This is a genomic window from Micromonospora sp. NPDC006431 (assembly GCF_042870725.1).
Lineage (GTDB): Bacteria > Actinomycetota > Actinomycetes > Mycobacteriales > Micromonosporaceae > Micromonospora.
Window position 1 is genome coordinate 72200 of sequence record NZ_JBIAHQ010000020.1, and the last position, 13127, is coordinate 85326.

Annotated in this window: 9 protein-coding genes; 5 read left to right on the forward strand and 4 right to left on the reverse strand. The window is 74.0% G+C overall.

The window, feature by feature from the left end:
• Nucleotides 1-24: 24 nt before the first annotated feature.
• A complete protein-coding gene (locus ACFYM6_RS27685; RefSeq protein WP_387280150.1) occupies nt 25-840 on the reverse strand; it encodes an SURF1 family protein in 816 nt (271 codons plus the stop codon).
• Between the two features lie 164 nt (nt 841-1004).
• Between ACFYM6_RS27685 and ACFYM6_RS27690 the strand changes: the two genes are divergently transcribed.
• The gene (locus ACFYM6_RS27690) at nt 1005-2372 is read left to right on the forward strand and encodes a cobyrinate a,c-diamide synthase (RefSeq protein WP_387280151.1); all 1368 of its coding nucleotides are present in this window, start codon (nt 1005-1007) and stop codon (nt 2370-2372) included.
• Entirely contained in the window at nt 2369-2938 is a 570-nt protein-coding gene (locus ACFYM6_RS27695) for a GNAT family N-acetyltransferase (protein WP_387280153.1), read from the forward strand. Before ACFYM6_RS27690 ends, ACFYM6_RS27695 begins: the two co-directional genes overlap by 4 nt.
• Before the next feature lie 125 nt (nt 2939-3063).
• On the opposite strand, the gene ACFYM6_RS27700 is transcribed toward ACFYM6_RS27695, so the two are convergent.
• The gene (locus tag ACFYM6_RS27700; protein WP_387280155.1) at nt 3064-5199 is read right to left on the reverse strand and encodes a transglycosylase domain-containing protein; all 2136 of its coding nucleotides are present in this window, start codon (nt 5197-5199) and stop codon (nt 3064-3066) included.
• 133 nt (nt 5200-5332) lie between these two features.
• Between ACFYM6_RS27700 and cobC the strand changes: the two genes are divergently transcribed.
• Genes cobC through cobA form a run of 3 tightly spaced genes read left to right on the forward strand, consistent with a single transcriptional unit; the run spans nt 5333 to nt 8761 of the window.
• A complete protein-coding gene (gene cobC, locus ACFYM6_RS27705) occupies nt 5333-6436 on the forward strand; it encodes an Rv2231c family pyridoxal phosphate-dependent protein CobC (protein WP_387280157.1) in 1104 nt (367 codons plus the stop codon).
• On the forward strand, nt 6436-7515 hold the full coding sequence (cobT, locus tag ACFYM6_RS27710; RefSeq protein ID WP_387280223.1) for a nicotinate-nucleotide--dimethylbenzimidazole phosphoribosyltransferase: 1080 nt from the start codon (nt 6436-6438) through the stop codon (nt 7513-7515). The genes cobC and cobT overlap by 1 nt, the downstream gene beginning before the upstream one ends.
• A gap of 37 nt (nt 7516-7552) precedes the next feature.
• Nucleotides 7553-8761, forward strand: a complete 1209-nt coding sequence (cobA, locus tag ACFYM6_RS27715; protein WP_387280159.1) for a uroporphyrinogen-III C-methyltransferase — start codon at nt 7553-7555, stop codon at nt 8759-8761.
• Nucleotides 8762-8939: 178 nt separating this feature from the next.
• Here cobA and otsB read toward each other — a convergent pair whose 3' ends face one another.
• On the reverse strand, nt 8940-11501 hold the full coding sequence (otsB, locus tag ACFYM6_RS27720; RefSeq protein ID WP_387280225.1) for a trehalose-phosphatase: 2562 nt from the start codon (nt 11499-11501) through the stop codon (nt 8940-8942).
• Nucleotides 11502-11530: 29 nt separating this feature from the next.
• The gene (locus ACFYM6_RS27725; RefSeq protein WP_073836622.1) at nt 11531-12931 is read right to left on the reverse strand and encodes a trehalose-6-phosphate synthase; all 1401 of its coding nucleotides are present in this window, start codon (nt 12929-12931) and stop codon (nt 11531-11533) included.
• Nucleotides 12932-13127 lie beyond the last annotated feature (196 nt).

The window sequence follows — 13127 nt, forward strand, 5'->3', positions numbered from 1 at the left end:
ACCGGCCCGATCAGTGGGCGTCGGTCACGTGGCGGCGGGCTCGGCGGCCCGGTCGACCGGCTTACGCGGCTTGTCCAGGCCGGCCGCGTGCCGCGCCTCCCGGCGCGCCACCCAGCCGTAGCCGAAGAGGCTCATGGCGGCGAAGAGCCACCACTGCACCACGTACCCGAAGTTCTGCCAGTTGTTGGTGTGCCCGATCGGGACGGCCTGGAAGGCCGGGTCGGCGGCCGGCGTCTGCTGGTCGAGCAGGACGTAGCCGCCGGCCACCGGGTAGGGCAGCTGCCTGGCGAGGCGGGGGAGGCTGATCCGCCGGGTCTCCAGCTTGCCGTTGCGCCGGTCGACCGCGCCGCCACCGCTCTCGCTGGCCGCCACCCGGCCGGTGACCGTCACGTCGCCGCTGGGCGCGACCGGCACCTGCGGCTGGGCGGTGGCGTCGCCGCCCGGGGCGGGCGGGATCCAGCCCCGGTTGACCAGCACGGCGGTGCCGTCTTCGAGGACGAGCGGGGTGAGCACCTCGAAGCCGACCTCCCGACCGATCGTGCGGCCGCGGACCAGGACCAGGTTCGAGGTGTCGTACCGGCCGGTGACGGTGACCTTGGACCAGGTGAGCTGGTCGGCCGGGGCCGGGCCGGTGGTGCCGGGCCCACCGGTCGGGGCGGGCAAGGCGTCGCGGAGCGGCGCGGGGGTCATGGTGGAGCCGGCGTCGATCCGCTCGTTGATCGCCGTACGGCCCCGGTAGCGGTCCAGCTGCCAGTTGCCGAGGAACACCATCACCGCGGCGGCGACCAGGGTGAGCGCGAGGTAGCCCAGCCAGCGCGGGGTCAGCAGGAACCGGTACACGTCACAGAAGGCTACCCGTATGAGCCGGGCCACTGACCCGGACCGGGCCGGAACCGGTCGGCCGGCGGCCGTCGCCCGGTCGGTCCGGGCGGGTATGGTCACGCGGGCGGAAATCACCGCGCACCGCCCACCGCGTACGTCCCGTCGCCTACGAGGAGTCAATGATGACCGTCGTGCCGCGCGTCGTGCTGAGCGCGCCCTCCTCGGGGCACGGCACCGGTGCCCTCTCCCTCGGTCTGCTGGCCGCCCTCGCCGAGCGGGGGCTGGACGTGGCGGGCTTCAAGATCGGGCCGGACCAGGTGGACGCGGCGTACCTGGGGTTGGCCGCCGGGCGGCCGGGGCGGAACCTGGACCCGCGGCTGGTCGGGCCGGAGCGGATCGCGCCGCTCTTCGCACACGGCAGCGCCGGGGCGGGCTTCGCGCTGGTGCAGGGCACCCTGGGGCTCTACGACTCGATCACCGGCCGGCCGGAGGCTGAGTCCACCGCCGCCGTCGCCACCGCCCTGCGCAGCCCGGTGGTGCTGGTGGTGGACGTGGCCGCGCTGGGCCAGTCGGTGGCCGCCCTGGTGCACGGCTTCCGCGCCTACGACGAGCAGCTCTGGCTGGGCGGCGTGATCCTCAACCGGGTGGCGTCGCCCCGGCACGAGGCGATGCTGCGCCTGGCGCTCGACGACGTCGGGGTGCCGGTCTACGGGGCGCTGCGCCGCCACGAGCTGCCCCCGGCGCTCCCGGCCCGCCGGCACGGCATGGTCCCGGTGCTCCAGCGGGACGGCGAGGCGCTGCGGGCGGTGGGCCGGCTGGGCGAGGCGGTGGCCAGCACAGTCGATCTGGACCGGCTGCTGGTGCTGGCCCGCTCCGCGCCCGAGCTGGCGGTCGAGCCCTGGTCGCCCACGTCGGTGGGCGGCGCGCCGGCCGGGGATCGGCCGGTGGTGGCGCTGGCCGGCGGACCGGGCGGCAGCTACAGCCACCCGGAGACGGCCGAGCTGCTGCGCGCCGCCGGGGCCGAGGTGGTCACCGTCGACCCGCTGCGGGACGAGGCGCTGCCCGCCGGGACCCGCGCGCTGGTCGTCGGCGGCGGGCTCCCCGAGTCGTACGCGGAGCAGCTCTCCGCCAACCGCCGGCTCTGCATCGCCGTGGCCGAGCTGGCCCGCACCGGTCGACCGGTGATCGCCGAGGGCGCCGGGCTGCTCTGGCTGGCCCGGGAGCTGGACGGGCAGCCCATGTGCGGGGTGCTCGACGCGATCGGGTCGAGCCGGGACGGTCTGGTGATCGGCTACCGGGAGGCGACCGCCAGCACCGACAGCGTGCTGGCCCCGGCCGGCACGAAGGTGGTCGGGCACAAGCAGCACGCCGCCGTGCTCACTCCGCGGGCCGGCGAGCGGGCGGCGTGGAGCTGGCCGGCAGGTGCCCCGGAGGGCTTCGTCTGGCGGGGCGTGCACGCCTCGCAGCTCGTGCCGCACTGGGCCGCGTACCCGGAGATCGCGGCCCGGCTGGTCGCGGCGACCGCGGCACGGGCGGAGGCCCCGGCGTGATCGGGCAGGTGGCGGTGCGCCGCTTCCCGGCGCTGACCGTCTCCACCCCGCGCACCGAGGTACGCCCGCTCGCGGCGGCCGACGCCGAGGCGGCGGACGAGGTGTTCGGGGACCGGCAGACTCAGCGCTGGCTGCCGCTGGCCGAGTCGTCGGGGCGGATCGACGGGCGCGCCTGGTGCACCGAGCTGGCCCGGCAGCGCCGGGACAGCGGCGACGGCGACCACTACGGGGTGGTCCGGCGGGAGGACCAGCGGGTGGTCGGCTGCCTCTGGACCCGGCGCACCGACTGGGGCGCCCGACTGACCGAGGTGTCGTACGCCATCGCGCCGCACGCCCGGGGCTACGGCCTGGCCGCCGAGGCGGTGGACGCGGTGGCCATCGCGCTGATCCTGGAGCACGGCTTCCAGCGGGTCGAGCTGCGGGTGGCGCCGGGGAACGTGGCGTCCCGGCGGGTGGCCGAGAAGGCCGGCTTCAGCTACGAGGGCCTGCTCCGCAACGCCGGCTTCGTCCGCGGCGCCCGCGTCGACCTCGAAATCTGGTCGTTCGTCGCCGCCGACCTCCGCTGACCCTCCCAGCCCGGCAGGGCCCCCGTCCCGGCACAGCGATCAAGAGGTTCGCGTCGAGATCCGGGCGATCCTGGACGCAAACCTCTTGATCAACTAACCCGGGCGCACCCCCGGGTCGTCGTGGGTCAGCCGACGATCTGGTCGGACGGTGGGGTGAACTGGCGGGTGGGCTGGCCCTTGAGCGCGTCGCGCAGAGTCATCGCCACCGCTTCGACGGGCACCTGGGACAGCCCGTCACCCACCGCGTTGAACGGGTTGTCCGGGTCGGCGATGAAGCTCGCCGCGGCCAGCTCCGGGGTGTAGCCGGCGAACCAGGCGGACCGGGTGCTGTCGGTGGTACCCGTCTTGCCGGCGACCGGGCGGCCGACCGTGCCCCGGACGCTGTCGGCGGTGGACCAGCCGCCGCAGCCGCCCTTGGCCGGGGTGTCACCGGTCGGGCAGCGGGCGGCGTCGGTGGCGGCCCGGGCCGCGTCCGCGCTGACCACCTGCCGGCAGCGCGGCTTGGCGACCTCCCGCTCCACCCCGCCGGCCGTGGTGTACATGGCCGGCGTGCCGTCCCGGTTCAGGATCGAGTTGACCGGGATGGCCTCGCAGTACCGGCCGTCGGCGGCCACCGCGGCGTACGCGTTCGCCATCTCCAGCGGGGTGGCGTCGGAAACGCCCAGGGTGAAGGCGCCCCACTTGTTCGCCTTGTCCGGCGAGGCGTGGTCACGGTCCACGTCGGTACGCCAGCGCAGCCCGAGCTGCTCGGCCAGCCGCACCCCCTTCTCCGCGCCGATCTTCTCCTCCAGCTGCACGAAGAAGGTGTTCACCGATTTGCCGAAGCCGGACCACATGGTCTGCACGCCGGTCATCGCGCCGCTGGCGTTGACCGGGGCCCACCCGTCGTAGATGGCCGACTGGTACTTGAACGGCGAGTTGATGGTGTCGGAGAGCTTCGTCCCGGAGTTGAGCGCGGCGAGCATCGTGAACATCTTGAACGTCGATCCGGCCTGGTAGCCGGGGAGTGTCCCCCCGCCGAGCAGCGGCGCCACCGTGTTCGGATAGTTCGCCTTGACGTTCGGGCCGGCCTCCGGGTTGGAGCTGTTCGGGTTCTCGCTCAGGTCGAGCGAGTAGGTCCGGTTCACCGCCATCGCCTTGATCCGTCCGGTGCCCGGCTCGGCGACCACGATTCCGTTGGCGAACGGGCTGCCGGTGCCGTCCTTCGCCCCCACGTTCTTCTCCGCCGCCTCCTGGATCTTCGGGTCGAGGGCGAGCACGATCCGGTAGCCGCCGCGGCGCAGCTTGTCCATCCGTTCCAGGCGGTTGGCCCCGAACGCCGGCTGCGAACTCCACCAGTTCTTCAGGTAGTCGCAGTAGAAGCCCCAGGTCGCCCGGTACTTCTCGAGGAGTGCGGCGCAGTCGTTCGGCGGGTTGGTGAGCCGCAGCCGGATCGGCTCGGCCTTGGCCCGGGAGGCGGCGTCGGGCGACAGGAAGCCGAGGCGGGCCATGTTGTCGAGCACGTAGTTGCGCCGGCCGGTGGCGTCCTTCTGGTCGGAGGTGATCGGGTCGTACTCCGACGGGGACTTCACCAGGCCGGCCAGGGTGGCCGCCTCGGTCGGGGTGAGGGTGGCCGGGGTCTTGGAGAAGAAGATCTGTGAGGCCGCGTAGATCCCGTACGCCCGGTGACCGAAGTAGGCCGAGTTGAGGTAGCGCTCGAGGATCTGTTCCTTGCTGAGGTGCTTCTCGATGTCGAGCGCCATGCGCATCTCCTTGACCTTGCGCAGGCTGGTCTGCTGGGTGGCTTCCTGGACCTCCTTCGGGGTCTTCGCGCTGTCCCGCAGGGCCATCCGGACGTACTGCATGGTCAGGGTCGAGGCGCCCTGGGAGACGCCGCCGGAGCGGGAGTTGGCGACGAAGGCGCGGGCCACGCCCTTCGGGTCGACGCCGCGGTGCTGGTAGAAGCGGTTGTCCTCGGCGGCGACGATCGCCTGCTGCACGTTCGGCGAGATGTCCTGGATCTTGGTGTACTGCCGGTACTCCTCGTAGAACATCGTCAGCACGGTCTTGCCGTCCGGCGCGTAGAGGTACGAGGTCTCGGCGGGTAGCGCGGTCTTGAGGATGTTCGTCTTCTGCTCCACTGCGTGTGCGGTGGCCTTGGCGCCGATGCCACTGAGGGCGGCCAGTGGAAACATCGCGGCGGAGACCACGATGCCGGCGATGAGCCCGGCGCGGAGGAGGAGAACGGCACGACCAGCGGAGGCACGGGGTCGGTTGCTCACGAGGTCAAGCTATGACATTTCCGATTCGGAAATGAGAAGAATTCATAAACGGGCGAGTGGGTCGAGCGGTGGTGACGCGTCCCACGCCGGGATCCGCTGTCCCGGGCGGCGGCTTCCCGGCAGGATCGCGGACATGCGTGCTCAGCTGACCGGGACGCCGGCCGCCGCCGGGCCGGGAGCGAACCGGCGGGACGAGCCCGACCTCGGGCACCACGGGGACGCCGAGGCGACCCCGGGGCTGGTCGACCTGGCCGTCAACGTCCGCCGCGCCCCGATGCCCGACTGGCTGGCCGACCCGCTCGTCGCGGCGCTGGGCGAGCTGGCCGCGTACCCCGATCCCGGTCCGGCCCGGGCCGCCGTCGCCGCCCGGCACGGGCGTACCCCGGAGGAGGTACTGCTCACCGCCGGCGCGGCGGAGGGCTTCGTGCTGATCGCCCGGGCGCTGCGCGACGCCCGGCGACCGGTCGTGATGCACCCGCAGTTCACCGAGCCGGAGGCCGCGCTGCGGGCCGCCGGGCACGCCGTCGAGCGGGTGCTGCTCGACCCGGCCGACGGCTTCCGGCTCGACCCGGCCCGGGTACCCGCCGACGCCGACCTGGTGCTGGTCGGCAACCCCACCAACCCCACCTCGGTGCTGCACCCCGCCGCGCAGGTCGCCGCGCTCGCCCGCCCCGGCCGGGTGCTCGTGGTCGACGAGGCGTTCGCCGACACCACCATCGCCCCGGGCGTGGCCGGCGAACCCGAGTCCCTGGCCGACCGCCGCGACCTGCCCGGCCTGGTGGTGGTCCGCAGCCTCACCAAGACCTGGGGGCTGGCCGGCCTGCGGATCGGCTACCTGCTCGGCGAGCCGGCGCTGCTCGCCCGGTTCGCCGCCGCCCAGCCGCTGTGGGCGGTCTCCACCCCGGCGCTCGCCGCCGCCACCGCCTGCGCGTCCCCGGCCGCCGTGGCGGCCGAGCGCGCCATCGCCGCCGGCCTCGCCGCCGACCGCGAGCACCTGGTGGCCCGCCTGTCCGGCCTCCCCGGGGTACGCGTCGCGGGCCGCCCGGCCAGCGCGTTCGTCCTGGTCCACCTGCCCGGCGCCGCCGGGGTGCGGGAGCGGCTGCGCGAGCGCGGCTGGGCGGTACGCCGGGGCGACACCTTCCCCGGGCTCGGCCCGGACTGGCTGCGGATCGCGGTGCGCGATCCGGCGACGACCGACGCGTTCACCGACGTGCTGGCGGAGATCCTGGAGGCATGATGCTGGAGTCCACCGTGGCGGCGATCCGGCCGCTCGACGAGACCGCCATGGCGGCGGCCCGCGAGCTGCAGGGCCGGCTGACCAAGCCCGCCGGCTCCCTCGGTGCGCTGGAACCCCTCTCCGTACGCCTCGCCGGGCTGGCCGGAGCCTGCCCGCCGCCGCGGCCCGAGCCGGCCGCGGTGGCCATCTTCGCCGGCGACCACGGCGTGCACGCCCAGGGCGTGACTCCGTGGCCGCAGGAGGTCACCGCGCAGATGATCGGCAACTTCCTGGCCGGCGGCGCGGTGGTCAACGCGTTCGCCCGGCAGGCCGACGCCTCCGTCACCGTGGTCGACGTCGGCGTCGCCACCCCGCTCCCGATCGACCCGGCGGCGGACGCCGCCGACCCGGCCGGGCCCCGGCTGGTCGCCGCGGCCGTCCGCCCCGGCACCCGGGACATGACCGTGACCGCCGCGCTCACCAGAGACGAGGCGCGGGCGGCGGTGGAGACCGGCATCCGGATCGCCGGGGAACTGGTCGACGCCGGGGCGGGCATCCTGCTGACCGGTGACATGGGCATCGGCAACACCACCCCGGCCGCCGCGCTGGTCGCCGCGTTCACCGGGGCCGACCCGGCCGAGGTGACCGGGCGCGGCACCGGGGTGGACGACGGGACGTACGCGCGGAAGGTCGGCGTGGTGCGGGCGGCGCTCGACCGGCACGCGCCGGACCCGGCCGACCCGCTGGGCGTGCTGGCCGCGGTCGGCGGGCTGGAGCACGCCGCGCTGACCGGGCTGGTCCTGGGGGCCGCCGCGCGCCGGGTGCCGGTGCTGCTGGACGGGGTGATCGCGGTCAGCGCCGCGCTGGCGGCCGCCGCGTTCGCACCCGACGCGGTCGGGGCGATGGTCGCCGGGCACCGCTCCGCCGAGCCGGGTGCCACGGCCGCCCTGCGGCACCTCGGCCTCGACCCGCTGATCGACCTCGGGCTGCGCCTCGGTGAGGGCACCGGCGCGCTGCTCGCGCTCCCGATCGTCACCGGCGCGGTCCGGGTGCTGCACGAGGTGGCCACCTTCGACTCGGCGGGCGTGGCGGAGAAGTGAGCGAGCGAACCATCAGGCTCAGTAGGGAGGCGGCGGCGTGACTGGCAACCCGTACCCTCTCGGGCTGCGGCTGGCCGGCCGGCGGGTCGTCGTGGTGGGTGGGGGAGCGGTGGCCACCCGGCGGGTGCCCGCGCTGCTCGACGCCGGCGCGGACGTCCTGCTGGTCGCGCCGGAGCTCACCCCGGCGCTGCGGGCGCACGCCGACGCGGGCCGGCTGCACTGGGTGCCGCGCCGCTTCGCCCCCGCCGACCTGGACGGTGCCTGGCTGGTCCAGGTGGCCGTCGACGACCCGGCCGCCGCGGCCGCGGTCAGCGCCGTCGCCGCCGAGCGCCGGATCTTCTGTGTCCGCGCCGACGACCGGGCGGCGGCCACCGCGTGGACCCCGGCGGTCACCCGGCACGGCCCGGTCACCGTCGCCGTGCTCGGCGGCGGCGACCCGCGCCGCGCGATGGCCGTCCGGGACGCCGTCCGCGAACTGCTGAGCGTGCGTCCCCAACCGTCCGGTAGGACCGGCGGCGCACCCGGACGGGTGGCGCTGGTGGGCGCGGGGCCGGGTGATCCGGAGCTGATCACCGTGAAGGGTTGGCGGTTGCTCACCGGGGCGGACGTGGTGGTCGCCGACCGCCTCGTCCCCGGGCTGCTCCTCGACGAACTGCGCCCCGATGTGGAGTTGGTCGACGCCTCAAAGATCCCGTACGGGCCGTCGCGCGCGCAGGAGGAGATCAACCGGATCCTGGTGGACCGGGCCCGGGCCGGGAAGTTCGTGGTCCGGCTCAAGGGCGGCGACCCGTACGTCTTCGGCCGGGGCGGGGAGGAGCTGCTGGCCTGCGCCGAGGCGGGCGTACCGGTGACCGTGGTGCCCGGGGTGACCAGCGCCGTCGCCGTACCCGCGGTGGCCGGTGTGCCGGTCACCCACCGGGCGGTGGCGCACGAGTTCACCGTGGTCTCCGGCCACCTGGCCCCCGACTCGCCGGCGTCCCTCGTCCGCTGGGACGCCCTCGCCGGCCTGCGCGGCACGCTGGTCGTCCTGATGGGCCTGAAGAACCTCGCCGCGATCAGCGCCACCCTGGTCGCCCACGGCCGCCCGGCGGAGACCCCGGTGGCCGTGGTCCAGGAGGGCACGACCAGCGGCCAGCGGACACTCCGCTCGACGCTCGGCGCGGTGGCGGTCGACGTGCTCGAGGCAGGCGTCCGCCCGCCCGCCATCGTCGTCATCGGCGATGTGGTGGGGGTGCTCGACGTCTGACCCCGGGTCCGGGGCGTCGGGGTTTCCGGGGAGCCCGCTCGTTCCGGGCGGTCAGGCTTGATCCCTCCGCGAGCGGGCTCCCCGGCCGGTCGTGGGTGCGGGCTGTCCGTCGGTGTGCGGGAGCAATGAACGGCGGCCGGAGACTCGTCGTCTCCGGCCGCCGATGTCGCTGGTGAGGTCACTGCTTGAGCATGTTGTCCAGCAGCAGGGCGCAGCGGATCAGGCCGAGGTGGCTGTACGCCTGCGGGTGGTTGCCCAGGCCGCGCTCGGCGAGCGGATCGTACTGCTCCGGGAGCAGCCCGGTCGGGCCCGCTGTGTCGATCATCTGGACGAACAGCTCCTCCGCGTCGGTGCGCCGGCCGGTGCGCAGGTACGCCTCGACCAGCCACGCCGTGCAGATGTGGAAGCCGCCCTCCCGGCCGGGCAGGCCGTCGTCCCAGTGGTACCGGTAGACGACCGGGCCGCTGCGCAGGTCCGCCTCGATCTTGAGCACGGTGGACAGGAAGCGCGGGTCGTCGCCCGGGAGCAGCCCGGACAGGCCGATCCACAGCGACGAGGCGTCCATGTCCTCGTGCCCGTACGCGACGCTGTACGCCTCGGCCACCTCGTGCCAGCCGTACTCCAGCACGTTCGCGGCGATCCGGTCGCGCAGCTCCACCCACTCCGGCCGGTCCTCGTGGCCGTGCTGCCGGACCACGTGCAGCGCCCGATCGACGGTCATCCAGCACATGACCTTGGAGAAGATGTGGTGCCGCGGCGGGAGGCGGGCCTCCCAGATGCCGTGGTCGGGTTCGTGCCAGCGGCGGCGGACCGCCTCGACCATGTTGTCCAGCACCCGCCACTCGTCTTCGCGGACCGAGCCCCGCGCGTCGGCCACCGCGGCGATCAGGTCGGCGATCGGGCCGAAGACGTCGAGCTGCAGCTGGTGGTTGGCGAGGTTGCCGACCCGGACCGGCCGGGAGCCGGCATACCCGGGCAGGGTGTCGATGACCGCCTCGGCGCCCAGTTCGTACCCGTCGACGGTGTAGAGCGGGTGCAGTCGCTCCGGGTGCCCGCCGGTGCGCTCGACCACGCCGTCGATCCAACGCAGCAGCGCCTCGGCCTCCTCGGTCGAGCCGAGGTCGACCAGGGCCCGGGCGGTCATCGACGCGTCCCGCAGCCAGCAGTAGCGGTAGTCCCAGTTCCGAACGCCGCCCAGCTCCTCGGGGAGCGAGGTGGTCGCCGCGGCGAGGATCGAGCCGCTGGGCTCGTGGCAGAGCGCGCGCAGGGTGAGCGCGCTGCGGGCGACCAGGTCCCGGGCGGTGCTGGGCAGCCGCAGCCCGGCCACCCAGTCCTTCCAGGGCTGCTCGGCGGCGGCCTGCCGCTCGTGGATCGGCACCGCGTGGTGCTCCAGGCTCTGCGTGCCGAAGCGCAGCTCCAGCACGACCTGCCCGCCGAGCGCGGACAGGTCGACCACGGCCTTCGCCGTCTCGTTCACCCCGTCGCTGGTGACGTCCCAGTTCAACCCGGGGGAGTAGAGCGCCATCGGCTCGTTGGAGCCGAGCACCAGCAGGCCGTCGTCGATCGGCTGCAACTGCACCGCCACCTGGCCGAACTCCGGCCGAGGGGCGAAGTCCACCCGGGCCCGGCCGGAGCCGGTGAGCACCCGGACCAGCGTCGAGTCGCCGGTGACGACGGCCGGACCGTCCGGGGTGGTCTCCGCCGCCGGCACGTCCAGCCAGTCGGTGACGGTCAGCCCGGACCAGCGGGTCTCCACCGTCATGGTGCCGCTGCGGTAGCGCTGACCGAGCGGGATGCCGCCGCGCTCCGGCGAGATGCTGAAGTGCCCGGCCGGGCTGCCGCCGACCAGGTCGGCGAAGATCGCCGCCGAGTCCGGCTTCGGGTGGCACAGCCAGGTGATCTTGGCGTCCGGGGTGAGCAGCGCGACGGTCCGGCCGTTGGCCAGCATCGAGTGCCGCTCGATCGGCACCGCGCGTTCGCCGAAAAGCCAGTGCCGCCGGGTCTCCAGCAGCAGGCCCAGCGCCCGGGCCGCCTCGATCGGCTCGGCCACCCGGTAGTCGGCCTGGGTGTCGCCGGGGCCGATCTTGATGCCGACGTCCGGGCCGTGCAGGTTGCCGAAGGCGTTCTCGTCGGTGACGTCGTCGCCGATGAAGAGCACCGCGCTCGCCGAGAGCTGGGTGCGGAGCTGGTCGACGGCGGTGCCCTTGTGGGTGGCCACCACCGACAGCTCGATGACCTCCTTGCCCTGCGTGACGGTCACCTCGTCCCAGGTGGCCGGGCCGCTGCGCACCGCCTCGACGGCGGAGGCGGCCACCTGCGGGTCCACCCCGCGGGTGTGCATCGCGACGCTGGCCGGCTTGCGTTCCAGCCGTACGCCGGGGTGGTCGGCGGCAATCTGGCGCAGCGTGTCCCGCAGCCGGGTCCGCACCGCGATCAGCTCGGGGGAGAGCCGCTCGACGAAGCCGATGTCGAACTCCGAGCCGTGGCTGCCGACCAGGTGCACCTCGCTGGGCAGCCGGGAGAGCGTGGCCAGGTCGCGCAGCGCGCGCCCGGAGACCACCGCGACGGTGGTCTGCGGCAGCGAGGCCAGCGCGCGGACCGCGGCCACCGACTCGGGCAGCGGGACGGCCTTGCTCGGGTCCTCGACGATCGGCGCGAGCGTGCCGTCGTAGTCGCAGGCGACCAGGAGCTGCGGAACCCGGGCGATCCGGCCGATGGCGGCACGCAGCTCGGGATCCATGACGGGGTGGGTGGCGGTGCTGGGGGAGTTCACGCCGCCTCCGCATCGGGCACGCCGAGTTCGGTCAGGAACGACTTGGCCCAGTGCCCCACGTCGTGGGTGCGCAGGTGGCGCTGCATTATCCGCATCCGGCGGCGGGCCTCGGGTTTCTCGACGTGCACGGCGCGCAGCAGCGCGTCCTTGACCGCGTCGGGGTCGTGGGGGTTACACAGGAAGGCCTGGCGCAGCTCAGTGGCGGCGCCGGCGAACTCACTGAGCACGAGCGCGCCGCCCTGGTCGGCGCGCGATGCGACGTACTCCTTGGCCACCAGATTCATTCCGTCTCGCAGCGGGGTCACCATCATCACGTCTGCCGCGACGTACATCGCGGCAAGTTCGGAGCGACTGTACGACTGATGCAGATAATGCACCGCCGGCACGCCGACCCGTCCGAATTCACCATTAATCCGGCCGACCTCCCGCTCGACCTTCACTCGAAGTGCCTGGTAGTGCTCCACCCGTTCCCGGCTCGGCGTGGCCACCTGCACCATGACGGCGTCCGGAACTGTCAACTTTCCGTCAGCCAGGAGTTCGCGGAAGGCCTTGAGCCGCAGCTCGATGCCCTTGGTGTAGTCCAGCCGGTCGACGCCCAGGACGATCGTCTTCGGATTGCCCAACTCCTCGCGGATCTGCTTGGCCCGGGCCTGGATCGCCGGGTCCTCGGCCAGCCGCTCCATCTCCCGGGTGTCGATGGAGATCGGGAAGGCGCCGGCCTTCACCTGCCGGCCGTCGACCTGGATCATCTGCCCCTCGTAGCGCAGCCCGAGCAGGTGCCGGGCGAGCCGGACGAAGTTCTGCGCGGCCAGCCGCTGCTGGAAGCCGACCAGGTCCGAGCCGAGCAGGCCGCGCAGGATCTCGGTCCGGAACGGCATCTGCATGAACAGCTCGATCGGCGGGAACGGGATGTGCAGGAAGAACCCGATCCGCAGGTCCGGCCGCAGCTCGCGGAGCATCGCCGGGACCAGTTGGAGCTGGTAGTCCTGCACCCAGACCGTCGCGCCCTCGGCCGCGACGTCCGCCGCGGCCTCCGCGAACCGGGCGTTGACCAGGCGGTACGTCTCGCGCCAGCGGCGCTTGTAGACCGGGGTCTCCACGGCGTCGTGGTAGAGCGGCCAGATCGTCGCGTTGGACTGGCCCTCGTAGTAGCGCTCCAACTCCTCGGCGCTCAGCGGCACCGGATGCAGCCGGATCCCCTCCAGGTCGAACGGCTCCGGCGCGGCCCCGGTGCCGCCGGCCCAGCCGACCCAGGTGCCCTGGTGGTCGGCGAGGACGGGGTGCAGCGCGGTGACCAGCCCGCCCGGGCTCCGCCGCCACTGCCGTCCTTCGGGTGTGCTCACCTCGTCGACCGGCAGTCGGTTCGCCACTACGACAAAGGAGCTACGGACGGTCACGATCGGCCACCTCCGGGTGCTGACGGGTCCACCGCGATGAGCGTACTGAGCGTAGCTGCGGCGTCTGTTCCCCCGTGCGGAGTCAGGTACCCGTCCCACCCCAACCGAACCACAGACGTGATCTTGTAGACAACCCCCGACGAGCACCTCGACCAGTCACTCGGGGCGGGGTGATGTGGGCGGAGCGGGCCGTACC

Excerpts from the sequence above, each read along its gene's own strand:
- ACFYM6_RS27690 (WP_387280151.1), top strand. The coding sequence starts at position 1,005 with ATGACCGTCGTGCCGCGCGTCGTGCTGAGCGCGCCCTCCTCGGGGCAC.
- cobC (WP_387280157.1), top strand. The coding sequence starts at position 5,333 with ATGCGTGCTCAGCTGACCGGGACGCCGGCCGCCGCCGGGCCGGGAGCG.
- cobT (WP_387280223.1), top strand. The coding sequence starts at position 6,436 with ATGCTGGAGTCCACCGTGGCGGCGATCCGGCCGCTCGACGAGACCGCC.
- otsB (WP_387280225.1), bottom strand. The coding sequence starts at position 11,501 with ATGGATCCCGAGCTGCGTGCCGCCATCGGCCGGATCGCCCGGGTTCCG.